The sequence below is a fragment of the Streptomyces sp. NPDC002787 genome (genome assembly GCF_053592095.1).
This window is the reverse complement of the sequence record NZ_JBSFVC010000008.1, coordinates 195,735-218,255: the sequence shown is the minus strand read 5'-3', so window position 1 is coordinate 218,255 and position 22,521 is coordinate 195,735. Positions and strand designations below refer to the sequence as shown.

General features: G+C 68.6%; 23 protein-coding genes. 6 read left to right on the top strand and 17 right to left on the bottom strand.

The annotated features are described in order from the left end of the window. Positions 1 to 183 precede the first annotated feature (183 nt). Positions 184 to 804, top strand: a complete 621-nt coding sequence (locus ACWD26_RS13770; RefSeq protein ID WP_451269503.1) for a Uma2 family endonuclease — start codon at positions 184 to 186, stop codon at positions 802 to 804. A 39-nt stretch (positions 805 to 843) separates the two neighbouring features. Here the strand turns inward: ACWD26_RS13770 and ACWD26_RS13765 are convergent, their stop codons facing one another. Next, the gene (locus ACWD26_RS13765) at positions 844 to 3,594 is read right to left on the bottom strand and encodes a hypothetical protein (protein WP_451269501.1); all 2,751 of its coding nucleotides are present in this window, start codon (positions 3,592 to 3,594) and stop codon (positions 844 to 846) included. 61 nt (positions 3,595 to 3,655) lie between these two features. Between ACWD26_RS13765 and ACWD26_RS13760 the strand changes: the two genes are divergently transcribed. Then, positions 3,656 to 4,219 carry a hypothetical protein gene (locus ACWD26_RS13760; RefSeq protein ID WP_451269499.1) on the top strand — a complete coding sequence of 188 codons (564 nt, stop codon included), beginning with the start codon at positions 3,656 to 3,658 and terminating at the stop codon, positions 4,217 to 4,219. 59 nt (positions 4,220 to 4,278) lie between these two features. Here the strand turns inward: ACWD26_RS13760 and ACWD26_RS13755 are convergent, their stop codons facing one another. Together ACWD26_RS13755 and ACWD26_RS13750 are read right to left on the bottom strand one after the other, a co-directional pair. After that, on the bottom strand, positions 4,279 to 4,521 hold the full coding sequence (locus tag ACWD26_RS13755) for a GntR family transcriptional regulator (protein WP_451269645.1): 243 nt from the start codon (positions 4,519 to 4,521) through the stop codon (positions 4,279 to 4,281). Positions 4,522 to 4,532: 11 nt separating this feature from the next. Next, a complete protein-coding gene (locus tag ACWD26_RS13750) occupies positions 4,533 to 4,766 on the bottom strand; it encodes a GntR family transcriptional regulator (RefSeq protein ID WP_451269497.1) in 234 nt (77 codons plus the stop codon). Positions 4,767 to 5,132: 366 nt separating this feature from the next. On the opposite strand from ACWD26_RS13750, the gene ACWD26_RS13745 reads away from it, so the two are divergent. The 4 genes from ACWD26_RS13745 (at position 5,133) to ACWD26_RS13730 (ending at position 7,792) form a co-directional block, all read left to right on the top strand. Beyond that, the gene (locus ACWD26_RS13745; RefSeq protein WP_451269495.1) at positions 5,133 to 5,276 is read left to right on the top strand and encodes a hypothetical protein; all 144 of its coding nucleotides are present in this window, start codon (positions 5,133 to 5,135) and stop codon (positions 5,274 to 5,276) included. After that, on the top strand, positions 5,273 to 5,536 hold the full coding sequence (locus ACWD26_RS13740) for a hypothetical protein (protein ID WP_451269493.1): 264 nt from the start codon (positions 5,273 to 5,275) through the stop codon (positions 5,534 to 5,536). The genes ACWD26_RS13745 and ACWD26_RS13740 overlap by 4 nt, the downstream gene beginning before the upstream one ends. A 355-nt stretch (positions 5,537 to 5,891) precedes the next feature. Further along, positions 5,892 to 7,121: an AAA family ATPase gene (locus ACWD26_RS13735; RefSeq protein WP_451269491.1), complete on the top strand. Its 1,230-nt coding sequence runs from the start codon at positions 5,892 to 5,894 to the stop codon at positions 7,119 to 7,121. After that, complete coding sequence (locus tag ACWD26_RS13730; protein WP_451269490.1) at positions 7,118 to 7,792, top strand: hypothetical protein; 675 nt, start codon at positions 7,118 to 7,120, stop codon at positions 7,790 to 7,792. Before ACWD26_RS13735 ends, ACWD26_RS13730 begins: the two co-directional genes overlap by 4 nt. Before the next feature lie 116 nt (positions 7,793 to 7,908). Here ACWD26_RS13730 and ACWD26_RS13725 read toward each other — a convergent pair whose 3' ends face one another. From ACWD26_RS13725 to ACWD26_RS13660, 14 genes are all read right to left on the bottom strand, one after another. Beyond that, entirely contained in the window at positions 7,909 to 8,199 is a 291-nt protein-coding gene (locus tag ACWD26_RS13725) for a hypothetical protein (protein WP_451269488.1), read from the bottom strand. Between the two features lie 28 nt (positions 8,200 to 8,227). Further along, entirely contained in the window at positions 8,228 to 9,805 is a 1,578-nt protein-coding gene (locus tag ACWD26_RS13720) for a WhiB family transcriptional regulator (protein ID WP_451269486.1), read from the bottom strand. Positions 9,806 to 9,932: 127 nt separating this feature from the next. Next, positions 9,933 to 10,655, bottom strand: a complete 723-nt coding sequence (locus tag ACWD26_RS13715) for a hypothetical protein (RefSeq protein WP_451269484.1) — start codon at positions 10,653 to 10,655, stop codon at positions 9,933 to 9,935. Beyond that, a complete protein-coding gene (locus tag ACWD26_RS13710; RefSeq protein ID WP_451269482.1) occupies positions 10,652 to 11,551 on the bottom strand; it encodes a hypothetical protein in 900 nt (299 codons plus the stop codon). The genes ACWD26_RS13715 and ACWD26_RS13710 overlap by 4 nt, the downstream gene beginning before the upstream one ends. A 173-nt stretch (positions 11,552 to 11,724) precedes the next feature. Continuing rightward, positions 11,725 to 12,354, bottom strand: a complete 630-nt coding sequence (locus ACWD26_RS13705; RefSeq protein ID WP_451269480.1) for a hypothetical protein — start codon at positions 12,352 to 12,354, stop codon at positions 11,725 to 11,727. A gap of 25 nt (positions 12,355 to 12,379) precedes the next feature. After that, positions 12,380 to 13,009, bottom strand: a complete 630-nt coding sequence (locus ACWD26_RS13700) for a hypothetical protein (RefSeq protein ID WP_451269478.1) — start codon at positions 13,007 to 13,009, stop codon at positions 12,380 to 12,382. Between the two features lie 48 nt (positions 13,010 to 13,057). Then, the gene (locus tag ACWD26_RS13695; protein WP_451269476.1) at positions 13,058 to 14,275 is read right to left on the bottom strand and encodes a hypothetical protein; all 1,218 of its coding nucleotides are present in this window, start codon (positions 14,273 to 14,275) and stop codon (positions 13,058 to 13,060) included. Beyond that, complete coding sequence (locus tag ACWD26_RS13690) at positions 14,272 to 14,880, bottom strand: hypothetical protein (RefSeq protein WP_451269474.1); 609 nt, start codon at positions 14,878 to 14,880, stop codon at positions 14,272 to 14,274. The genes ACWD26_RS13695 and ACWD26_RS13690 overlap by 4 nt, the downstream gene beginning before the upstream one ends. 37 nt (positions 14,881 to 14,917) lie before the next feature. Then, positions 14,918 to 15,547 carry a hypothetical protein gene (locus ACWD26_RS13685; RefSeq protein ID WP_451269472.1) on the bottom strand — a complete coding sequence of 210 codons (630 nt, stop codon included), beginning with the start codon at positions 15,545 to 15,547 and terminating at the stop codon, positions 14,918 to 14,920. Between the two features lie 54 nt (positions 15,548 to 15,601). After that, a complete protein-coding gene (locus tag ACWD26_RS13680; RefSeq protein WP_451269470.1) occupies positions 15,602 to 17,827 on the bottom strand; it encodes a hypothetical protein in 2,226 nt (741 codons plus the stop codon). Positions 17,828 to 17,947: 120 nt separating this feature from the next. Further along, on the bottom strand, positions 17,948 to 18,613 hold the full coding sequence (locus ACWD26_RS13675) for a hypothetical protein (RefSeq protein ID WP_451269468.1): 666 nt from the start codon (positions 18,611 to 18,613) through the stop codon (positions 17,948 to 17,950). 41 nt (positions 18,614 to 18,654) lie between these two features. Then, positions 18,655 to 21,657 (bottom strand): ATP-binding protein, encoded by a 3,003-nt coding sequence (locus tag ACWD26_RS13670; RefSeq protein ID WP_451269466.1) that lies wholly within the window; start codon positions 21,655 to 21,657, stop codon positions 18,655 to 18,657. Positions 21,658 to 21,721: 64 nt separating this feature from the next. Then, entirely contained in the window at positions 21,722 to 22,204 is a 483-nt protein-coding gene (locus ACWD26_RS13665; RefSeq protein ID WP_451269464.1) for a hypothetical protein, read from the bottom strand. A gap of 40 nt (positions 22,205 to 22,244) precedes the next feature. Then, positions 22,245 to 22,520, bottom strand: coding sequence for a TrbC/VirB2 family protein (locus ACWD26_RS13660; RefSeq protein ID WP_451269462.1), 276 nt, complete (start codon positions 22,518 to 22,520; stop codon positions 22,245 to 22,247). Between the last annotated feature and the right edge of the window lies 1 nt (position 22,521).

Here is a 22,521-nt window from a genome sequence, read left to right as displayed (position 1 = left end):
TGTACGGGGTGGATGGGGCAGGAGAGACAGGGGGGCAGCGCAGGGGGTGTGGTTCGATCCGGGGCGTGCGGGGCGGGTCGATTCTGCGTCACCAGTTCGAGTGAAGCGAGGGTGTTTTCGCAGGTGAGCTTGTGTGGCCGCTTAGCGTGGCGGCGTTGCTGTGCTCACGAGAGGCCCGAGATCATGTCCGAGACCGGGGCCGAATTCGCGAATGGACCCAGCCTGAGCGAGGCCTTGTGGCAGGTGTGGAAGGCCATGGATCCGCCCGAGGGCTACCGCGCTGAGATCATCGAGGGAGCCATCGAGTTGTCGCCCACCACGCGCCGTTCGCACGGCCTGATCGCCAATCGTCTGCGACGGGCTCTGGACAGGTTTCTGGACGGCGGCGACTACACCTGCTACCAGGGCGGGAACGTGATCCACGACAGTAAGGCGTGGATCCCGGATGCCTTCGTCGCTCCGGAGGACACGGAGCCGTGCGGTGACGAGGACGAGGACGACTTGGGCGTGACCGCCGAATCCGTGCACCTCATCGTCGAAGTCGTCTCCCCGGGGGAGCGCAACCAGGACCGGGACCGGGTGAAGAAGCGACGTGAGTACGCCCGCGCCGGAATTCCGGTGTACGTCGTCATCGATGACTACGACGGTGAGGGCGCCGTCACGCTCTTCACCGGACCGCGCCCGGAGGCGGCCGACTGGGCGGACACCCGGCGGTTTGCGTACGACACGGAGGTCGTCATCCCCGAAGGGCCCGCCAAGGGCTTCGTCATCGGAGAGGCGATCACGGGGCCGAGGCGGGGCTGATTGTCGGTCCCGGCCGAGCGGTGTCCTCGGTCGGGCGGGTCAGTCGTTTATGCCGAGCCCCGGGTTGGGGCGCTCGTGGCCGAGGGGCAGTTGCTGGGGTTGCTGGGGTTGCTGGGTGGTGGGGCGCGGTGCGCGGGGGGTGCCGCGCCGGGGCATGCCGACTTCCCAGAGGGGGGTGTCGGGCGCGGGCTTGGTAGGGGCGGGAGGGCTCGGGGTCCGCTCGGCGTTGGGGGGCTGTTGCTGCGGTTGGGTCTCCTTCTGCGGTGGGGCGGTGTTCGCGGGGCCCCCGCCCGGTGTTTCCGTCTCTGTCTTCGTCTCCGCGGCCGTTTCCGGGGTGAGGTCCGGGCGGCGCCAGCGTTCCGGGATCGTCGACCTCCGTTGCACGGCGCTCTCGTCGCCCGCCTGCAGCGCCGCCACGGCCCGTGCGCGCAGGGCGCTCTGCCGGGCGACGGGGGCGAAGCCGGGGGCGGCGTTGCCGGTCTCGGCGGGGAGGCCTCGGGCGCCCATCTCGTTCAGCTGCCGCTGGAGGCCTGACTCCGGGGCGAAGATCTCGCGCGGCAGCTGCCAGGAGGCCGCGCCGTCCACGTCGACCCGGTGTTCCTTGCCGTCGACGGTGAAGGTGAGGCCGTAGCCGATGTACTGGTCGTCCTTGTCGAACTGCAGGTCACCGGAGATCTGCCCGCCCCGGTCACGCACTTCGTCGGCCAGGACTTGGAGGGCGGGCGGGAGGGGGTTGGTGCGGCCGAGGCTGGTGACGTAGCCCTGCGCTTGGAGCACCTTCCGTTGCCTGTTCTCCCCCTCCCCTTCCTCGTAGGGGACCTGGAAGCGGGTCTCGCCGGACTTCTCGTCCCGATACGTCTCGATGGCGCCCACTCGCGCCTCGATGAAGGTCAGGCGCTTCTGCCCGTTCTCGCCGTGGCCGTACATCTTCTCCATGGCCGGGAACTGGACCTGGTGCTGCAGCGCCGGCGGCGGCGCCGAGCCGATGATCGTGACGTGGGCGTCCGGGTTCTGCGTGAGGATGATCTCGGCGTTGGCGACTCCGGTGCCGCCGGAGCCCGCGACGACCCAGTCCTTCGCCTGACGCGCGTCGAAGCGGTTCTCGGCGACCTCGTCGCCGAGCAGCGCGCGGCCCGGTGCCTCCTCCCGTGCCGTCTCCCACTTCGCGGTCGAGTCGAGGGCGCCGAAGCAGTTGCCCATGCGGGCCTTGTCGGGGCCGAGGCCGGTGGTGAGGGCGTCCAGTAGCGGGGACGACTTCAGAACGCCGAGCACGGTACGGGCGTCCGCGCCGCCGCGCTCGGCCTGGGTCAGCCAGGCCCGCAGCTCGTCTGCCCCCGCCAGACCCCGCTGAGCCAACTCCCGCAACCGGTCACTGATCAGCCGTACGGCCTCGCCGCGGCTCTCCACGGCGTGCTCTCCGCGTGGCATGCCGGGTACGACCTCGGGGGTCAGACCGGTGGCGATGCTCGGGGTACCGTCGCACGCCACCCACAGTGGGGGCGGCGTTTCTCTGCCCTCCTCGGCCGGCCTCTGGATCTCGGCGAGGAGTTCGCCGTTCCGGCCGAGGCGGAGGCGGGCGTGGCCGTTCACCACGTCTCCCCGGGTGGCGAGTTGGTCCTCCCAGATCCGTACGGCCTGGATGGGCAGGCGGTGCCCGGGGTGCTCGACCGTGGAGTGCGGATCGACTCCCATCCACTGGGCGAGGTCCCGGTCCTGGTCGGCCGACTGCACGATGCCCTGGCCGGGGTCCAGGTGCCACCGGCCCGCCCCGTCGATCAGCAGCGCGTCCGTGTCCCGCCCGGTCAGGCTCGCGCCGCCGCCGATCACGACGCGGCGGGTCGGGAACTCGCCCTGCGCCAACTGCCCTTCGATCCCCTGCTCGGTGCGTGCGCTGATCTGGGCGCGGTACTCGGCCCACTGCATCGCCACCGCCTCCAACTGGTCGCGGGGGAGCGGCAGTCCGTTCTGGTCGTAGCCCGGCATGGCCATGGTGACGTCACGCCGACCGATGAAGGCCTCGACCTGACGCTCGGCGCGCAGGGCGGCGTCACGGGAGGCTTGGAGGGCGGTGGCGTCGGTGGGGTTGAGGTGTTCTATGGGGTGGGCGAGGGTGGCGATCAGTGGTCTCGCTCTGGAGGAGAGCGAGTTCCAGGAAGCGTAGAGCCGTGTTCGAGCCGACTTGCGTTCGGCGGTGTGCGCTTCCGCCTCCGTGAGGGCTGACACCGGCCGCAGACCGCAGTGGTCGATCAGGGCCGAGAGGTCGGCACGTGCCCCGGCCCGCTGCGACTCCGCGAGTTCCGTGTCGGAGGCACGAGCGGCCAGCCAGTTCAGTTCGGCGATACGTCCATGGTCCCGACTCGACAGTTCGTGCCGGTTGCCGAGGTCCGCCTCCTGGTTCAGGAGGTTCTCGCGCACCGGCGCCAGACCCTGACTCGATCGGTCGCGTGCTGCGATGAGTTCGCCCACCTCATGGGCGAGGACACGGGTCAGGAATTCGCTGGGCAGACGGTCGGATATCTGCACGACGTACTGATCCGTCGTCGTGTTCGTCATCGTGTTGGCGATCATTCCCGACACCATGGGAATGGCGTCCACCCAGAGGTCGGCCGAACCGCCTTGGGTGTCCTCCAGGGAGAAGTACTCCCTGCCGTCCTCGGACACCTTCTCCTCGAACGACGCGAATCGCTGCCCGAGTACGACGGTCGTCACCGCACGCAGTTCACGTTTCACCGTCGCGATCAGCGCCGCCTGCTGGGCACGCGTCCCCGTGTCGGTGGTCGTCGTGTCCACGTGACGTTCCTCCCCCGAATCCGCGCCGACGAATGAGCCGAACAGCGCCTAGGATCATGTCATGTTGACAGCGCGCTCATCCGCCGAAGCACATCTGTACATGGACCTGCATCGGTGCGAGTGCGGGTCGGGCGACTTCGACCGCCAACACCGGCTGGAGCTGCGCGGCGATGCCCTGGTCGCGGTGTACGAGGGTGCTTGTGCGCAGTGTGGAAGGATCCGCCGTTTCGAGTTCCGTATGACGGAAGAGATTCCGCCGCCCCCGCCCGCATTCGGTGGTGCGGAGGCTTCTCGGATCATCGACCCCGGGGAGTTCGAGGAGGTTGCGGGTCGGCTCGCTGAATCCACCGGAATCCAGCTCCTCAACACACCTGAGTCCGAGCATCACAAGCTTCGCGGCGCGGTGGCCTGTACCGTCGCGGCGTACGAGGAGATGCTGAAGTTTCTTCCGCCGGGTGAGGACGCCATTCCGGCTAGCGCATTCACCTCCGAGGTGGGCAAGGAGCGATATCGGTGTGATCCGGGAAACTTCACACGCGAGATTCTGGAGCTGAATGTCCGGGTCGCTCGTGATGTCCTCGACGGCATCGACGAGATGGGCAATGGTTCGGGGCCTGCCGCGTAGGCATGGCACGGAGGGTCGGCTGCGAACGGGGCCGAGCGCGGCTGGCCGGGGTCGGGGGCTTATGAGGACGGCGGCAGTTGGTCGGCAACGAAGGTCCCCAGTCCCACTTCGCCCCGCGTCCAGCCCTGCTCCCGAACATGCCGCATGGCCTTCGCTGCCGTCGCGTTCACCACGCCGAACTCCTGGGCGATCTCCAGAGTGGACGGCACGCGGCTTCCCGGCGGGTATGTGCCGGCCTCGATGCGCCGGATGATCTCCGTTGCGATCTGCCGCCACAGCGGGCGCGTACGGTCAAGGGTCAGCGAGTCGACCTTTACCCGGCGGCGGGCGGCAGCGGGTCGACCACGTACGTCCCCTTGGCCGCCAGCGTCTCGACCAATCCCTGTTCGCGCAGGTCACGCACAGCGCGCCGCACAGTTCCAGGGCTGACTTGATACACATCGGCCAGCGCGCGCTCGTTCTCGAGTCGACCGCCGGGAGGGATCTCCCCCTTGCGGATCCGCCGTTCGAGGTCCCTTGCGATGCGCACCCACTCGTACTCAACCATGCTCCGATCATCTGTGCGTGCGGTGCATCGCGCGCACTGGGTAACACACTGTGCGGACTGTGCGGACTGTGCGGACTGTGCGGAGTGAGCGCACTGTGCACACAGGGCAGATTGTGCTTATCCTGAGAGGGTGAAAGCGCCCCGGCGGGAAGGGTGAGAGCTTCCGTGCCGGGGCTGAGCCGACTACGTAGGAGTCGACCTATACGCAGCCTACTGGCCGCGATTCTGAGCCTCTTCCTTCCCGCTCGCGGGGCGCACCGCGCTGTCGCGGCGTCCCTGACTTCCGCTCCCCCGTGTCCGCCCGTGTCCCTGTACCGGCCCGCACCCCCATGTCCGTTCCTGGGTGACGTCATCAGGGTCGATGGGTTGCCCTTGGTCCGGCCGTACGTCCTCGAATGGGAGCGTGAGCGGGACGAACTCGATCGTCGGCGCCTGCAGCGGGCGCGGCGCCGGGCGGCCGTCCTGGCGACGCCGGGCCAGGACTACTGCCCGCGGCAGGCCGCCGTATGAGCGGGCCGCGTCTCCGCAGCCTCGGCGTGGACCCGGCGACCGGCCGGGAGGCCTTCGCGGACACGCGCCCCGGCGGCTTCCTCGAAGCGCTGGCTGACACACAGGCGCTGAAGGCCGCCGCTGTGCTGGTAACGGTCGTGGGTGCCGTACTGGAGGCGGGGAGGGCGTCGGACACCGAACTCGCCGCCTTCGTGCCGTCGTTGTACGCGGCGCTGGATGAATGCGTCGGCATCATGACCGCTGACGCGGACAGGGAGTGACGACGGAGAGATGTCCGGCCGTACGGCCGTAACGGCGGTGGGTGGTCGGGAGTATCTTCCGGGGCACCCACCGCTCGACCGTTCGCCGTGTCTCGTCGTGGTCTCGAAGGCGAGGTACCGCCGGTGAAAAGATCGAGCAGACATGCTGTCAGCCGGAGCGTCTACTCTGCTCCGCATGTCGCTTCACCGCACAACCGTCACGGTTCGCACCGCCGACAACAGCGATGTCGCCCCGGACGGGTGCCGGGCCGGGGCGGCGGTCCCGGCCGGACGGACAGCGGCCGATCGGTCAACGGATGAAACCGGCTTCGCCCACCCGCCCCTTCCGTGTTCTCCCACTCGATAGGTTCATCCCATGCCCGGCCGCCTCCTCGAACTTCACGTCGAGAACTTCCGCAGTCTGCGCGATGTGACCATCCCGCTCGGCCCGCTGACCGTGCTCGTGGGGCCCAACGGCGTCGGCAAGTCCAATGTGCTGAAGGTCTTCGACTTCCTCGCCGCGATCATTCGCACCGACCTCCGACCCGCGCTTGAGGAGCAGGGCGGTTTCGACGAGGTGGCTTTCTGGGGTGGTGAAAAGCCACCAACCTCCCTGCAGATCCACCTCAAGGCCACCTGGACGACCCACGCGAGCCGCACCGCGCCGGACGAGTACTCGTTGACCATCCGCAGGCGCTCTTCTCCCAAGCCCGACAGGCCGGACTCCTACACGCTGTCGCGTCAGGAGAGTTTCCAGTTCAAGCGCACCGGTGGGCGTGGGCGGCGTATCACGATCTCCGGTGAGGAAGCCCGTGTGGTCGACCGACGGGCGGGCCGCGAGTCCGACGGCGGAAGTTTCGGCATCCAGCGACTGAGCAGTGGGCTCTCGACCCTGCCACGGCTGGGCCGTTCGGACGGCGGTGAGGAAGTCACGCGTGTGGCCGAACGACTCTCCTCCTTCCGGGTTTTCGACGTGGATGTCGCAGCGGCACGCCAGCCCACCAGGGCCCGCTCCACGCTGGCGGCCAGTCTGGAACCGCATGCCGAGAACCTGGCAGCCTTCCTGGTCCAGCTCAGCGCCGACGAGGAGCGCTGGGGTCTGCTGACGGAGGACGCCCGCCGACTGCTGCCGCAACTGGAGGCCATCGAGTTCGAGCAGGTCGGCGGTTACGCGGATCGACTGGCCGTCGTACTTCATGAGCGGGGCCTCCGCCGTACCACTCCGCTGGCTGACGCCTCCTTCGGCACCGTACGACTTCTGGGGTTGCTGGCCATGCTCTACGACCCGCATCCGCCCGCCCTCACCTGTATCGAGGAGATCGACCACGGTCTGCACCCTCAGGCGCTCGAACTCATCGTGGAACGGATGCGGGAGGCTTCCGAACGGACACAGCTGATCGTGGCGACGCATTCCCCCGCCCTTGTGGATCGCCTGAAGCCGCAGGAGTTCATCGTCTGTGATCGCGACGACAGCGGCGCATCCATCATCCCGGCACTGTCGGTGGACGAGGTCGAGGACATCGTCGCGGAGACAGGCGATCAGCCTCTGGGCGAGCTGTGGTTCTCCGGCGTGCTCGGCGGAGACCTGACAGAGGACGAACTGTGAGTAGGAGAAGCACGGCGAAGGTCTCCGGCAGAGGGATCGTCGTTCTCGCCGGAGAAAGCTCCAACGACCGTCGCATTTTGGCCTCCTTCATCAAGGCTGTTCACCCGGAGCTCGCCTCCGCTGTTCTGCTCACCGAGATCACCGATCCGGTCCGGCTGCGGAAGAAGACCGGTCCCGAACTGGCTACCGCCGCCGGCACTCTGGTGAACAAGGCGCGGGGCAAAGCCAAGCTGAAGAACGGCGACCTCGTGGGTATCGCGGTCCACGAGGACATGGACGCCTGCCCGGGACCTGCCTATGACAGCGCTCGTCGAGCCGTGTCCTCGGCTCTGGACAAGGCGGCCGGCGCGTGTGAAGCGGTCTATGCGCTGGCGGCAGCCGAGTCCGAGGCCTGGCTGCTTCTCTTTCCCGACGCGTTTGCCCTACACAGGCCGTCCTGGAAACTGCCCGACTCATGGCAGGGGAAGGACACGGGTCGGCGGCGGACACCCAAAGAAGATCTTGAAGCAGTGTTCGGCAGCCCACGCTTCCGAGAGAGCGACGGACCGGAGATAGCCTCCAAGGCCCTGGTCCAGGGCCTGCTCACCCAGCCCAAGGGTTCCAACCGGTCGTACAGCGAGTTCGTCTCGGATCTGTCGGCATGGCCGGTTCCCCGCCGTGCAGGGCGCTGAGTTGAGACCTGGCAGAAGGCCGTCTGCGAGCGATACGAACGTCGGGGTCGCCCTGTTCGTCGGCTCCGCCCAGTGAACGGCCCGGCCGTGGCAGGGCCGACGCCGCACTCAGCTCCTCAGTCCAGCTGTTCCGTCGTCCCGTCCGGGTGGATCAGGAGGCGGATCGCGCCGCCGTAGCGGTTGTCCGTGATGGTCGCCGGGGTGGGGGCACCGAGTTGCTGGGCGCGTTGTTGGAGGATCGACAGGACGACGTCCTGGATGTCGCCGTAGGGCGGGGCGGTGACCGGGACGCCGTCGATGAGGCCGGCGTTGGGGGAGAAGACGTGGACCTGGGCGTCCGCCGCGCCGGGGGGCGTGGCGGACGGGGACGTCGGACTCTGGCTCGGGAACGGCGTCGGTTCGGTCATCTGGGGTCGGGGTTCCTTCCGGCTAGGGTCAGGCGCTCTTCGCCTCTCCCCGCTCGGGGAGGAGGGTGGCGTCGATGTTTTCGATCTCCTCGACGTCCAGGACGCGAGCGTACGTGCCGCGGGAGAGGCGTTGCAGGCGGCCCGACTTGACCATCGTCGACAGGACGTTGCTGATGGTCTTCGACGGGTCGCCGTAGACGCCGGCGGGAAGGGCGCGCAGTACGTCGCGGGCGGAGAAGGCGCCCGGGAAGCCGGCCACGGCCTTCTCGACGGCGGCGCGGATGCTGGGGGCGGAGGGCGTACGGCGGGACGGTGCGGCGGCCCGGTGATCGGCGGGGATCGAGTGCGCCGACTGGTGGGGTGTGGGTGTCGCCGCCCTCGGGAAGCGGTCGTGGATCTCGCGCAGGGCGGTGCGGATCGTCTCCAGGTGGGCGTCGCCGGCGTCGTCCGAGGTGGCCGCCAGCATCGTCGCGACCTTCTCTATGTTCACGAGGGTGGCGGCCAGTTCGCGTAGCAGCGGTTCGAGGAAGTCGCGGCGGAGGGCGGCGACCGGGTCGGTGGTGGCGAGTTCGACGGACACGGAGCCGGTGAGGGGCCGCCGGGGTGGGAGGGGCGCGCCGTCGGCGTCTTCGGGGGCGTCGGTGCCGGCCGGGAGCAGCGACTCGACGGCTTCCCGTACGGCGGTGAGGTTTTGGGGGGCCTCTGAGGCCGCGTCGCCGGGCATGCACGTCAGCATCGCGACGAGCTGTTCGAGGCTCGTGAGCGCGGGCAGGGCGGAGCGCACCAGCGGGCCGAGCACGGCCTGCCGTACGGCCAGGGCGGGATCCTCGTACGAGAAGGCGATCCGTTGCCCGGCCTCGGCCGCTGCCATGGGTTCCTCGCTCCTGTCGTCCGACGGTCTGGGCGGGTGTGACGGCCCGCCCGTGGTGGGCGGCTGTCTGTGAGTTGCTTGTGAGGTGATGTGCGATTGCAACAGCGGTGTGGGCGCGCCGCCTTGCGTTCGTTCCCGCAACAGAGGTCGATCATGGGCCAGTTGGCCTTGGAGCAGGTCGAAGGCGTCGAGGATCCGCTCCAGTTCGGGAAGCTCCGGGGCGGTCTGGCGGCGGGTCGTGTGGGGCGCGGACGACTCGTCGGCTCGGGACCTGAGCCGGGTCAGCCGCCGGGGCAGTGAACCGGAGTCGAAGCGGATCGCGGCGTGCGCCGGCAGGTCGCCGTTCTCGTCGCCGATGTCGAGCATGCGGCGCAGCGCACGCCGGTCCTCCCGGGTGGTGGCCGCCGTGTAGCCGTACGGTTCGGCGTACGCGACGGCGTCCTGGAGGCATTCCGCCCAGAGCGGGCAGGAGGCGCACAGGTCGCGTGCGGTGCGGAGCAGGACGAGGTGCTGGTGGCGCTGGTCGGGTGAGATGCCCGTGGTCGCGGCCGTCGTACCGTCCGGGCCGTAAAGGCTGTGTGGGTTCTGCGAGTTGTCCAGCAACGGGTGTTGGAAGACGTCCGGCCGTCGCCGACAGGGCAGTGCCGCGTCGGGTACGTGGGCTTCCCGCCGAACCGCCTTGTGGGCAGGTTGGACAGGCAGCCTGGCCAGCGTCGTATGGCTCGCCATACGCATGAGTAATATCCCCCGTGGTGATCTGTGATCGCGGGGGACTCTAGAACAAGTTGTCAAACTGCTGCAACGCATGTGCAAAGTACTGGCCAGAAACGAACAGTGACGTGACGAATCTTTCACGCGCGCCTCAACTGTCCGTCGTTTCACGGGAGTCGCGCCGACGCGGCCGACCGATCGCCCGCGCGACCCGCTTGACCCGGTCCGTCATCGCCTTCGCGGCCGCACCGCGTACGGCCAGGACCGCGAGGACCCCCACGAATCCGATGGGCACGCCCGCCTCCGGGGCGAACATGCCGGCGACGGAGCCGATGACCAAGATCACATCGGCGAGCACGACCGTGACCCCGCGCCGGCCCGGGTGCTCCTTCACCATCCAGGCGCCGAGCAGGGCCATCCCGGCCACGGCCCAGTACCCGAACGCGGCCGTCCCGGTGACCATCGCGCTCGTGTTCATCCGCGCCGCGTCACCCGCCGCCGAGAAGTAGCCGCTGAAGGCCATGGCGAGGACGGTCGAGGCGAGTGCCAGGAGGAGTTGGGTGCGGCGGCGGAGCAGCCAGACGGCTCCGCCGAGCAGCAGCACCACGCAGACCATCACGAAGGACGAGCCGCTCTGCGAGGCGATCGCGAACAGGGTGTAGGCGGCGGCCAGGCCGAAGACGATGCGGGGGAGCATGCGTACGGCCCAGGGGTCGTTCTTGTCCTGGTGGAGGAGGCGGCGGAGGCCGGGCAGGGCGGAGGCCGGGCGGGGCGCGCCGGGGGCAGAGGGCTGTGGCTTCGATTCCCGCAGGGAGCCCGCCTTGGAGCTTGTCATCGCGTCCGCCTTTGGCTGCTTGCTCGTCTTCGTGGTCATTCCAGCCCTGTGCCTGTGGCTTGTTTTCCGAGGTCGGGGGTCGGCGGAGCCGTGGGAGTGGCCACCGAAGTGGCGGCTCGTGCTTCGTTCTTGACGGGTACGGGCTTGAATCCGACTTGCCAGACGGGGACGCGGGCCGACGGCTGTGCGGGCTGGGCCGATGATTCGACGGCAGGCGTTTCGGCCTCGGGAACCTCCGCCTCGTTCGTGGCGGGAGTGGCTGCGATCTTCGCGGCTGCTCTCTCGTTGCGTTCGGCCGTCACCGACGCGCACTCGGCGGTCAGAGCCTCCTGACGTGCGACGGGATCTTGCTTCGCGTACGCGGCGACGTCGACGTAGTGCGGCAGGGTCGGGTCGTCGACCTGTACCTGCGCGCGTATCTGGTGCGCGCCGATCTCGTTCCGTGAAGCTTCCGGCCACTGCTTGCTCGGCACGTAGGCGAACTTGACGTTGTCCACGCCGACGTACGGGTTCGTGTGCAGGGCGGGGAGTTCCTGGTTGTAGAGGATCGAGCGCGTGTGGGCGGACTCGGCGAACACGACGACCTGGCCGCGGGCCGCGGCGGCGTAGGTCTCGGAGATGTTGGCCCAACAGCCGCGGGCCCATTCGTAGGTGAAGCCGTGGCCATCGCCACCGAGTACCTCTCGGACCGTCTCCTCGAAGAGGTACGCCTCGTTCAGCCAGCGGCCTGCGGCTGTGGTCTCCAGGGTCTGCGCGGAGCCGGGATTCCGCTTGTTCTGTGTCCTGGCCCACGCCTCGGCCACATACCGGTTGTCGAGGAAGTGTTCGCCCTTCCAGTTCAGCGGCGCTTCGTCGTGCAGGATGCCGTGCGACCAGAAGGCGCTCGTGGGGGAGGTGCCCTCCGGGGGAGTGACACCATCCCGGTCCTTGGTCACGGACTCGATGTATTCCTTGACGGACGAGAAGCCCTTGGCGTCGGATTCGGCTGTCAGGCGACGGACGATGGCCCGCGCCCCCTCCGGCGTGTTTGCCTTCCGAGCTGCTTCGTCCTCCTCGCTGGCGATTTTGAGGGCAAGCCGCTCGATGTATCGGGGTATGGGTTGTGGGCTCACAGCGCTCCCATCCCGACCGGCCGCGGGTAGAACTTGACAGACATGTTCGCGACACCGCGCCGGGGCTGCGGTGCGGCGGTGTCCAAGCTGAGGAAGACTTGAAGGATCACCAACGGGCCGGTGGCCTCGCGGGGCATCCAGTAGGCCAACCGGTACGGGTTCTGCTGCTCGAACCGGTACTCGTGCGATCCGGTGTCGTAGTCGCCGAGGCTCTCGGGAAAGTCCTCCGCGTCCCAGGCGCCCTCCCAGGTCGGCTCGCCCAGGACTGCGCAGGCGGCCGTCAGGTAAAGGGGCCAGACACGCACCGCTTCCGCCAACACCGCGGGATTGTCCTCGACGCCTTCGGCGCTCGCTCCCCAGAGCCAGTGGCTGACGTGGGTCACCGGGGCCCAGCGGCCGCCGAGATTGTTGAGGGTGAGCTGGCCGCCGGTGTCGGTGCGGACCTGGAGCACCCGCTCGAAGCTCGTCGGTACCCAGTCGAACTGCGCGCACCACATGTCCAGGCCCTTGCCGGGGTAGGGCGGGCCGGCCCAGATCGTCGGCCAGTCCACGTCCGTCAGTCCGCGCAGTTCGGTGATCAGTTCCTGCGGGGTCCGGTCCTGCGGACCCGAAGCGGAGAGTCCCATGGTCAGTACCTCGTGTTCCTCGTAGTCACAGCAGCCAGCCGGAGCCGTCGTCCTCGGGGTCGGCGGGGCCGTGGCAGGCGAGGGAGATCGTCGCACTGCCGGGTCCCCACCCGGCCGCCGTACCCGCCGACAGGTTCGCCCTGAGCGCGCACATGGGTGCGCCCGGCGTACGGGGGAACCACACGGCGAGGCGGTGCGGGTCCCGGTGTTCCCGGCGCCACTCCTCGTCGCGCCAGTAGGCGTGTCCGGGGGCCTCCGGGAACCCGTCGGTGTCCCAGTCGCCCGACCAGACGGGCGTGCCCAGTACGGCCTGGGCGGCGGCGAGGTAGGAGGGCCACCTGCGGCTGACGAGGGTCATCACGGCCGCGTTCTCCGCCGCCGAGCCGGACCGGACCGACCACAGGACGTGCTCCACCCGGGTGACGGGCCGACCGGGGGCGACCGACGCCAGGTGCAGCTGGCCGCCCTGTGCCGTACGCACCCACTGGCCCGCCTCGAACCACAGCGGCCGCCAGTCGAAACCGGCGCACCAGGGCGCCAGTTTCTCCTCGTCCTCCGGCACTCCGGCCCAGAGCGTGGGCCAGTCCAGGCCGATGAGCCGCCCCAGTTCCTCGACCAGTTGGTCGGGGGTGCGGTCGGCGGTCAGGACTGGCATGGGGTGGCTCCTCGGGTCGGGGCGGTACGGCAGGGGGCGGCGGCTTGTTTACTCGGCCAGGCCTGGGCCGCGCGCCTGCTCGGGGGTGGGAGGGGCTTGGGTGGGAGCGGGGACGGTGGGGCCCGGTGCGGCGGGGGCCGGTGCGGGCTTGAGGGTGACTCCGGGCAGGAAGTGGGCGCCTGCGATGGCTTGCGCCGAGGCCTCGGGCGGCTGGATCTGTTGGGGGCCGGTCCTCGCGTTCACTTCCACGCCGGGGAGGAAGGCGCCGTGGGTGCTGACCACGGGGGTGGTCTGGGCGCGGGTTTCGTACGCCCATGCCAGATCCGTGGAGCTGGGCAGGACCACCTCGTGATCCGGGCGCAGGACCTTGATCTCCTCGACGTACTTCTCGACGTCGGCCGTGCGGGCGGGGCCGTCCATCGCTGCCACGCGGGTGCAGACCTCGAGGACGGCGGCGCGTTGGGCCTCCGGAGTGGGGAGCGACTTCAGGTGCTCCAGGTCGAGGTGGCCGGCCTTGGTGAGCGGCGTGTACTTGGGGTCGTTCTCGTCGTACGCGAAGGTGTGGACCTGGGCGCGTACGGCCTGGGAGGCCAGCAACTCCTGGGTTTCCGGCGCGAGGTCCGCGTACTTGTCCATCGGCGGCGGATACATGAAGTTGATGATGTCGAGCTTGCCGTCCTGGCGGAGCTGTGGGGCTTCCGTCTGGTAGGCGACGGCCCCCGGGTTGAGCTCGGCCATGAAGAAGAGAGCTTCGGTCTCGGTCGTGGCCGCGTATCTCTGGGAGAGGGCGCCCCAGGCGTCGTAGGCGAGGGCCGTGCCCGTGTCCCGGTCCAGCTTCAGCGCCCTCTGCACGTTTGCATCCCACAGGTGGAGGTCGCCCAGTGCCTGTCCGCCGGGTGTGCCTTCCAGGTACCGCAGAGTGTTCTCGACTATTGAGTTCTGAGCCTCGGTGTACGCCGCCGCTACGTGCATGCTCTGAAGCTGTTCCCCAGCTTGCACGTCGACGGTCGGGTGATCCTCCAACCGGTAGGACCAGAAGGCCGATCGGGTGTCGGGGGCGGGAAGTTCCATGTCCTGCTCAGCAGTGAACTCCCTCAGTCGCTTGCGGAGTTGCGCTGTGTATTCCTTGTCCGGAAGGTGGGCGATGCCTGCCCGCAACCGCTTCGAGATTCTCTTGACCTCGTCTGGAGTCGGTGCGGACTCGCCGGTGTGCTGTCGGCCCCGGGCGTCGTCGAGGACTTGGTCCGACACGTGTACCTGGATCACACGGCCTCCGGCGGATAGCAGTCGACATTGATGAGGGCGCGCCGAAGCTCGCCGGGTTCCAGGGCGGCGCCCAGGCTGACGGTGAGCACCGTGATGCGCCCTTCCGGGCCGTTCTCGCGCCACACAGCCATGCGGTAGGGGTCCATGTCCTCCAGGCGGATGTCGCGGGGCATGAGCCAGTGCCGGTCGTGCGGCGGTTCGGGGAAGGCGGGGTCGTTCCAGGCCCCGGCGAAGGCGGGTTCACCGAGCACAGGGCGTGCGGCAGCCAGGTACGCTGCCCACCTCTCAGCTGCCTGCTTGAGGACCTCGTCGTTCTCGGAGACGTCGTCGGCCGACTGCTGCCAACTGGTCCAGCCGAGTTGCTTGATCGGAGCCCAGCCGGCCTCGCGCACGGGGTCGAGCACGAAGCTCTGCCCCGTGGCGCTGCGTACTGTCAGCACCCGCTCCGCCGAGGTCGGCTTCCAGCCGAACAGAGCGCACCAATCGTCCAACGCCTGACCGGGGTTCGGAGGACCGGCCCAGACCGCGGGCCAGTCCACGTGCTCCAGGCCCGTGAGTTCCTCGGCCAGTTGCTCAGGACTGCGGTCGATCCTGGTGGTCGTCATCGTCTGTTGCCTCCTCGTCTTCTCGGGCGGCTCCGGTTCACCCGTGCCGTGCCTGCCGCTCCGCGTCCGCGTGGGCGGGGTCGTGACAGGCGAGCACGATCCTCGCATCGGCCGGTACCGGGCCGCGCCGGGTGACCGCGCCGAGCGTCATCCGCAACTCCACGAGGGGGGCGTGCGGCGGAAGGAAGCGCCACACCGCCACTCGGTGAGGGTCCTGGTGCTCCGAGCGCCAGCGCGTGTCCGGCCAGGGCTGTGGGCCGGGCAGTTCCGGGAAGTCCGGGCTGTCCCACGTGCTGCGGTGGGTCGGGTTTCCCAGGTAGCCGCGCAACGCGTCGAAGTGGGCCTGCCAGCGGGTCTCGGAAAGATCCGTGATCCTGCCGTTCTCGGACACGTCGTGGGACCGGGCCGCCCACAGTGTGTACTCGGCGCGGGTCACGGGGAGGGCCGGGCCGAGTGAGACGAGGTGCAGGCGGCCGCCCAGGGAGGTGCGGACGCGCAGGCCGGACTGGAACCAAAGGGGGTGCCAGCCGAAGCCCGCACACCAGTGGGCGCGCTTCTCCGCGTCCGTGGGGACGCCCGCCCACACCGTGGGCCAGTCCACGCCGGTGAGCCGCTGCATCTCCCCGACCAACTGGTCGGGGGCGCGGTCGGCGGTCAAGGCAGGCATGGGCTGGCTCCTCGGAGTGGGGCGGTGCGCCGGGTGCGGGCGGGCGAGGGCCGGTCAGACGCGACCGCTCGGGTCACGCGGGTCCCGCGGCGCCGGGCGCGGCGCGGGCGGAGTCGGATCCGCCGGAGCGACCCGGCGCGGTGACGGCTGGGGCTCCGGCTCCTGGCGCGGCGCGGGGGCCGTGGGCGCGGGGCTCGGCGCGGGCTTGGGCGGCGGCTGCTGGGTCTGCGCGCCGCTCGAACCGCTGACGCGTCCGCTGCGCCTGGAGTCGGCGGATTCCTGCCCTTCCGGCTCCTGCTCCGCCTCCGGCTGGGGTGTCGGCCTGTTGCCGTTGTTCCCCACGCGGGCTGCTGCCCTGTCCTCTCGGGCCGCCCGCGCGTCCTCCTTTGCCCAGTAGGCGGACTGGTTTTGCTCGCGCTTGGACTGGCCGAGCCAGCCCTGCTCCTGGAGCGCCTTACGGCCCTTGCGTCCGGTGAGCAAGTTGGCTGCCCCCGCAGCGGTCTTGCCCACGACCCGCCCGCCGGCCTTGGCCGTGCTCGCCATGGCGGTATTGCCCTTGGTGACCACCTTGTCGCTCCCGGCGCTCGCTGCCTCCCGGATGCCCATCGCGTCACCGGCACCGCCGGCGAACTCGGGGCTGAAGTTCCCGGCGAGGAGCTTCTTCAGCATCATCACCACGGCGGCAGTGACCAGGACCAGCATCAACAGCTGCGTACCCAGGGCGACCTGGGCCGGAAGGATGATCTGGTACAGGACGAGCAGGACGGTCAGGATCACTCCGAAGCCTGCCCGCAGCACGAAGCTGTGGATGAACGTCTCCAGCCAGCCCTTGAGCAGCTTCTGCTGTGAAGGGTGGATACCGAGGGTGGCGACCAACGGCAACATGATGATCAGGATCAGTGTGACCGCGTGCCAGAGCAGGGTGAGCGCGCTGAGGACGATGACCATCACACCGACGATGAAGGCGGCGATGACGGAATAGAAGGCAATGCCCACTCGGTCGGAGGCGTTCATGCCTGCCCAGTCGGGGTACGGCACTGGGTAGTGCGTGCCCTTTGCGATGTCCTCGCGGATCAGTTGCCAATCGTAGAACTGGTTGAGGTTCTTGTCGCCTTCATCTTCATCGCCGCGTACGGACGACGTGTCGATGTCGGTTATGGACTGTGTGACGACTTGGCGCACGCGGAGATCTGCGCAGCGGGTACTGCCCTTCGTGCCCCAGTAGCAACCGGAGTGGTCCGGGAGTCCCATCGAGACTCCATCCGGGACATTGTCAGGGCAGTAACCGCTCACGGCGGTCGATTTGTCGCTCTTCATCCTGAAGATGCAGGTGTTGCCCGCCTCTCCGAACTGGCCCAGCGCCCACGGGCGGAACGCCAGCGTGTCGTACATTGCGCAGCTGGAGAGACGAAGCCCTTCCTTCCCTCGCTTGTCGTTCAGGTCGCACGGTGGCTGCGGCGTGCCCGACACGCTGGACAGCGCGGTCGACGTGAGTGTCGAGTTGGCCTCCGCGATCCATTTGTCGGCACCTGATACGAACTTGTCGTAGTTGGTGTCGTACAAAACGGCCATGACCGCGATCGTGGTCAACGCTGTCCAGGAGATTCCGGCCCAGACCTCGCGCATGTCCCCCTTGCGCCACTTGGCGAACACCCAGAAGCCGACCAACGCGATCATCACCGGGACGGCGGGCTTGAGGACGTGGGACTTGAGCGTTGTGACGACGTTGTCCCGCCCCGAGTAAAGGCCGGCGAACGGACTCGGGTTGGAGGCCATCTCCTTGATCGAGATGGAGAACCGGGTCAGGACCTTGGTGCCGTTGAAGATGATGTTTGCCATGCCGTTGTTGACCCAGGTCATGAGCGAACAGTCATCCGCCCCGCTGAACCAGGTGCCGTTGTTCTTTTGGGCGTCGTCCTTGTCCTTGAAGGTCATGGACCAGTTGAGGCCCCGCATGCCGTTCAGTTCGTACAGGGTGTAGCTGCCTGCATCCTTCGGCTGTACCAAGTCCTCAGTGACGTATTCTTCGTCGATCAGAAGATCTCCGACGACCGGCGGGGAACCCCACTGCACGACCGTGGGTATGAAGGCCTCGCCGTTACTGCCCGGGGAGTCCCTGTGGTAAGTCTCGTCCCCGGTGAAATCGCAGGTGAAGTCCGCGGACGCCGACGTTGGCGCGGCCAGGGTGAGGGCGATCAGCGCCAGCACCAAAAAGAGACCGGCACGGACGGCTGCGCCGGCGTTCCGAATGCGGCGGCTCAGCGCGTTGCGCGGGGGCATCTTAAGTCCTAACGGGGATGGGGCGAGAACGAGATAGGCAGCGGCTTTCGCAGTTCTCTTTCGGAAGGAAGTAAATTCCTCTGGGTTGAGCTGCGGAGCCTTCCCATGGGATCCGGTGTGCTACTGGTCCAGGGGATCGAGGAGATAGTTGGTCAGAACGCAGCCGCTCGCCAACGCTTTCTCTGTGCGATACCCCTCGGGAGCCTTGAAGCTGGGATCGCAGTTCTCCAGCAGCATGCCCGCTTCGAGCAAGGTCTGGCTGGCTAGGTAATTCGTGGGGTCGACGATGAAGTCAGCGCCTATGAAGAACCTTCCGCGCTCCAGCTCCATCCTGCCAACCTCCTTGTCCTCCTCTCGGGCCGCTTTACGGTAATTCTCCTGGAACGCCTTCATGTCCTTGGGTAGATAGATGACCCAGCCACCCATGTCGGCGTCGACGTCCCCACAAAACCCGGCCTTACGGATGGCCCACGGGTCGGCCTCCTCCGCAGGGTTGTACGTTTGTTCCGCAGGGCCGAGGAACCCCCCGAGAGGCGTATTCTTCGCCATCTCGTCGTCGGTCAGGTTGTCGCACGGAAGTCCCGCACCGGTGATGAATTCCTGGACGTCCCTCAGCGTCTTGGCGCTGGGGCGGCTCGCTTCCTCGGCCTCGGGGGAGGGCGAATTACTGGCGCGGGAGAAGAAGGAATCACCCTCGTCCTCACCGGAGTCCGATCCGCACGCGGTGAGCGTGGTCAGCAGGGCAAGGGACATGACGCCCGTGATGAGGGCCTTGGACCGGAACATGAAGGTGTGTCCTCCTGAGGTGGGGGTGTTTCGGGGCGGCGTCACGCGACAGACGGTTCCGGTGTGGCCGACCGCGCCGTCGTCGCCGGGTCCTCCGCCGCCTCCTGCAGGAACGTCCAGTCCCACACGCTCAGTGGCGGGTTGACGCCCTGACGGGCCGGGCGGGTCGTGCCGTTGGTGTCCGTCGCCGCGAGGATCTCCTTGAAGACCAGGTCGACGGCGACCGTGCCGACGCGCTTGTCGGCGTCGCGCTGGAGGCAGACGCCGGTGCGGAGTTCCTGGAGGGCCGCGACGACCTTCGGGTCGTCCTCGGGGCGGCCGAGGAGCGGAGCCACCAGGGACGCTTCCTGCGCGGACTTCTGCTTGAAGGCGAAGACCGTGTGGATCTGGTTGGCGCCACCGCTGCGGGCCTCGGAGTCCTCGATCTGGACCAGGTCGATGGCCTGCTGGGTGATCAGGACGGTCACGGCCATGTACGAGCGGCCCTGCTTCAGGGCGCGGCGCATCAGGTCGCGGCCCGACTCCGTGGCCGTGACGACGTACGCCTCGTCCACGAACAGCGCCTTCGGGCGCAGACCGATCTCGCCCGTAACCGGGTTCTTCTCGTAACCGACGTCCAGCATCTGGCTGCCCAGCTCCACGACCGCCATCAGGGCCGTCGCCGCGAGGCGCTCCGCCGGGTTCCAGCTGCGCGGGTCGGAGGCCGCGGGGGACTGGAAGCCGCGCAGGGTGATGACCGTACGGCGCTTGCGCATCGCCGAGAGCGGCTGGGGCTGCTCGGAGAAGGCGAGCCGGGCGTAGGGGAGCGTGCGCAGCTCGGTGAGGAGCATCTGCGCGAGCTTCAGGTCCTTCGCGGCCTCACGGTCACCGGTCGCCACGGCGTGCTCGTACGCCGTCACGACCTCGTCGACCACCTGCCACAGCGTCGGTCGCGGTACCTGCGCGTCGGCGTCCCGGGCCGTCAGGCCCTGCTCGACGGCCTGGCGGATGGCCGAGTTGTAGCGGCCGACGACCGTGGCCATCGCCTCGATGACGGGGAGGCGTACGCGCTGGTAGTCCTCGTCGCCGAGGAAGCCGCGCAGCATGGACTCCGCGAGGAGACGGCCGGCCGGGACGTCACGGGCGATCACCCACGGGTCCAGTACACCCGCCTGGCCCTTGAGGAGGTCGACGACCTCCGTCTCCGCCCAGAACTCCGGGTTCACCGGCTGGAACCGGCTGGCCGGGGTGCCGAGGAGGCCCGCCTCCGCGTCGCCGGAGAACGCCGGGTCGTTCACCTGGGAGCCGAAGGCCAGGTAGTAGCAGAGCTGGGCGAAGTCGGTCTTGGGGTCGATGACCAGGCAGCGGACGCCCGACTCCGACTCCTCGTAGAACTTCTGCAGGGCCAGGGACGACTTGCCACCACCGGAGGCGCCGACGATGGCGAGGCCACCGCCGTCGTTGCGGGCCGGGCCGACGTGCAGCGAGTAGTGGACCGGCATCTTGCCCGCCCAGCCCACCAGGTTGCCGACCCAGCCGAGGCGCTTGCCGGAGCGGTGCTCGGGGTTGTCGCCCAACTCCGTGCCGGCCGTGGGCAGTCCGGCGCCCAGCTGCTCGACCTCCTGGAGGCGGAGGTAGGGGGCGATGGGGAGCTTCGGCGCGTCGCCCGGGAGCTGGGACTGGAGCAGACGCCACTGCTGGCGGGTCGGGCGGAGCAGCGTGACCTTCAGGTCCTGCTTGAACTGCATCTCCAGGACCCGGCGACGGCGCTCCAGCTCCTTCACGCTCGGAGCCGAGATCGTGAAGCGGATCTGCGCCTCCATCCCCGGCATCTTGTGCTCCTCGATGTCGTCGACGAGCTCCTGGGCGCGGGTGACCTGGTGGGCCAGCTTGGTGTCCGGGCTGCGGCCGGAGTTGGCCATGTCGTTCATCTCGTCCACGAGGTTGCCGCGGATCTTGTCGGCCCGGTCCTTGAACTTCAGATACGGGATGAGTGTGAACCGCATGTCGATCTCGACGGGGAACTCCACGTGCTGGGCGGCGTAACGCGCCCACGCCGTCGACTGGCGGAAGCGGGTCTCCGCGGGCCAGTTGGCGGCGACCAAGGTCGTGGTGTAGCTGGTTTGCTGCTCGCCGGTGACCTCGTCGTACTGGTTCAGCACGATGTGCGTCTTGCGGTTCTCGCCGGAGAAGTCGACGACGAGGTCGAAGGCGTTGGGGCCCCAGGCGCGCGAGCCCAGCACCGGCTCGGGCGGGACCGGCAGGTCGCCGTGGAGGGGCTTGCGGATCAGCCAGACCAACTCTTCGCGGGTGAGGGGGGTGCCCCGGAGGGTCTCCAGGCTCTCGTGGACCTCGGTCGCCACCTGCGTCCATTCCGCGACGACGGAGGGTGACAGGTACTCGTCGGCGACCCCGGTCGCGGTCGCGGCCACGTGGTCGGCGGCGCCCCGTACGCCGCGAAGCAGGCCCGGCTCGTCGTACGGCTCGTCGTCCTCGGACATCACCCCGGAGCCGCCGCTGTTGCGCTTGAGCGAACCCAGCTTCACCAGCAGGACGTTGCGCTCCCGGTTGGCACCGATGCGTTCCTGGTACTCGGCCTTGCGGAGGTTGTAGGCCTTGTAGTTGTCGGTCGGGTCCCAGGCGATCGCGTTCAGGTCTTCCGCCCAGGTCAGCGCGGTGATCGGCTGGTAGACCTTGCGGTAGTGGCACTCGACGTTGCGGTCGCCGCGGGCGAGGTTGAGCAGACCGCGCGGCGGGCCCTCGGCCATCGCCTGGAGTTCCTGGGCGTTCAGGTACTCGTCGATGGCGTTGGGCAGGACGAGGCCGGTCCACACCGAATCGCCGTGAACGAAGATCATGTCGTCCGCGTAGCGGTACGGCAGCCGGAGGTCCTCGCGTCGTGCTGAGGCGCCGGTCCCGGAGGACGACTTGGAACGGCTGGACGACGAGTTCGCCCGACCGCCGCCGCCCTGGCCCGGTTTCTTGCTCGACGTGGCGGCCATGATCATGGCGACCACGAAGAAGGCGGTCGCCCCGCCCAGAAGGATCAACATGAACATGGACATGGAGGAGTCATCCTGCGGTAGTCGGCTTGGTACGGGGGTGGATCAGCGGGGGGGACTGGCCTGTTCAGCGGGGTGCGGAGAAGGCCGTACCGCGTTCGGCGGCGGCCCGGCGGGCTTCGTCGTAGCGGGCCTGCCAGCGCGGTCCCCCCGGGGACCAGAGGATGACCTGCCAGTGCAGTTCCTCCGGTTCCTGGTCGGCGGAGAGCCCCTGCAGCCGCTTGGGCTGGAACCACCAGTCGGTCCACACCACCAGCTGCTGGCTCAGCGTGAGCGCCGAGGGAAGCGGGCGGCCCCAGACGAAGTAGACGGCGAACGGCGGCCCGAAGTAGAGGACGGACGTGACCATCGACATGCCGAGGAAGGGGAGGAACGCGGAGAGGGTGAACATGAGGATGAGCCACACCAGCCCGAAGCCGAAGGCCGCACCCAGCGCCGGCAGCAGCAGCCCCGGAAGGGGGATGTTGCCCCAGTTCCAGATCCGCTTCGGCCGGTTGACCAGATCGGTGTGGTCGTAGGCGACCAGCGGCTCGGGTGCCTCCTGCGTCATCGTGACCAGCTCCTCCCGTTGACAGTCGGTTGACTAATCGTCAGCCGCCGTTGCCGATCTGGTCGCCGAGCGAGATGAGCAGGCCGGCGAGACCGCTGGCACCACCGATGACGAGAGCGGCGAGCGCGATCATGCCGAAGCCCTGGAAGGCCTCGCGCATACCGTCGCCCCGCTTCATCGACATGAGCATGCGGATGCCGAGAACGAGAAGGGCGATGACGGCGACCAGCGTGCCGGCGCTGGTGAGGATGTCCTGCACCTCACCGAACATCTCTTTCATCTTGTTGGTTCCGTCGCCCTCTGCGGCCAGGTACATG

What these genes read in the sequence shown, in the direction of transcription:
- ACWD26_RS13720 (WP_451269486.1), bottom strand. Translation starts at nt 9,805, where the DNA reads ATGCGTATGGCGAGCCATACGACGCTGGCCAGGCTGCCTGTCCAACCT.
- ACWD26_RS13705 (WP_451269480.1), bottom strand. Translation starts at nt 12,354, where the DNA reads ATGGGACTCTCCGCTTCGGGTCCGCAGGACCGGACCCCGCAGGAACTG.
- ACWD26_RS13760 (WP_451269499.1), top strand. Translation starts at nt 3,656, where the DNA reads ATGTTGACAGCGCGCTCATCCGCCGAAGCACATCTGTACATGGACCTG.
- ACWD26_RS13770 (WP_451269503.1), top strand. Translation starts at nt 184, where the DNA reads ATGTCCGAGACCGGGGCCGAATTCGCGAATGGACCCAGCCTGAGCGAG.
- ACWD26_RS13675 (WP_451269468.1), bottom strand. Translation starts at nt 18,613, where the DNA reads ATGTTCCGGTCCAAGGCCCTCATCACGGGCGTCATGTCCCTTGCCCTG.
- ACWD26_RS13740 (WP_451269493.1), top strand. Translation starts at nt 5,273, where the DNA reads ATGAGCGGGCCGCGTCTCCGCAGCCTCGGCGTGGACCCGGCGACCGGC.
- ACWD26_RS13735 (WP_451269491.1), top strand. Translation starts at nt 5,892, where the DNA reads ATGCCCGGCCGCCTCCTCGAACTTCACGTCGAGAACTTCCGCAGTCTG.
- ACWD26_RS13680 (WP_451269470.1), bottom strand. Translation starts at nt 17,827, where the DNA reads ATGCCCCCGCGCAACGCGCTGAGCCGCCGCATTCGGAACGCCGGCGCA.
- ACWD26_RS13685 (WP_451269472.1), bottom strand. Translation starts at nt 15,547, where the DNA reads ATGCCTGCCTTGACCGCCGACCGCGCCCCCGACCAGTTGGTCGGGGAG.
- ACWD26_RS13715 (WP_451269484.1), bottom strand. Translation starts at nt 10,655, where the DNA reads ATGACCACGAAGACGAGCAAGCAGCCAAAGGCGGACGCGATGACAAGC.
- ACWD26_RS13700 (WP_451269478.1), bottom strand. Translation starts at nt 13,009, where the DNA reads ATGCCAGTCCTGACCGCCGACCGCACCCCCGACCAACTGGTCGAGGAA.
- ACWD26_RS13725 (WP_451269488.1), bottom strand. Translation starts at nt 8,199, where the DNA reads ATGACCGAACCGACGCCGTTCCCGAGCCAGAGTCCGACGTCCCCGTCC.
- ACWD26_RS13690 (WP_451269474.1), bottom strand. Translation starts at nt 14,880, where the DNA reads ATGACGACCACCAGGATCGACCGCAGTCCTGAGCAACTGGCCGAGGAA.
- ACWD26_RS13750 (WP_451269497.1), bottom strand. Translation starts at nt 4,766, where the DNA reads ATGGTTGAGTACGAGTGGGTGCGCATCGCAAGGGACCTCGAACGGCGG.
- ACWD26_RS13665 (WP_451269464.1), bottom strand. Translation starts at nt 22,204, where the DNA reads ATGACGCAGGAGGCACCCGAGCCGCTGGTCGCCTACGACCACACCGAT.
- ACWD26_RS13660 (WP_451269462.1), bottom strand. Translation starts at nt 22,520, where the DNA reads ATGTACCTGGCCGCAGAGGGCGACGGAACCAACAAGATGAAAGAGATG.
- ACWD26_RS13670 (WP_451269466.1), bottom strand. Translation starts at nt 21,657, where the DNA reads ATGTCCATGTTCATGTTGATCCTTCTGGGCGGGGCGACCGCCTTCTTC.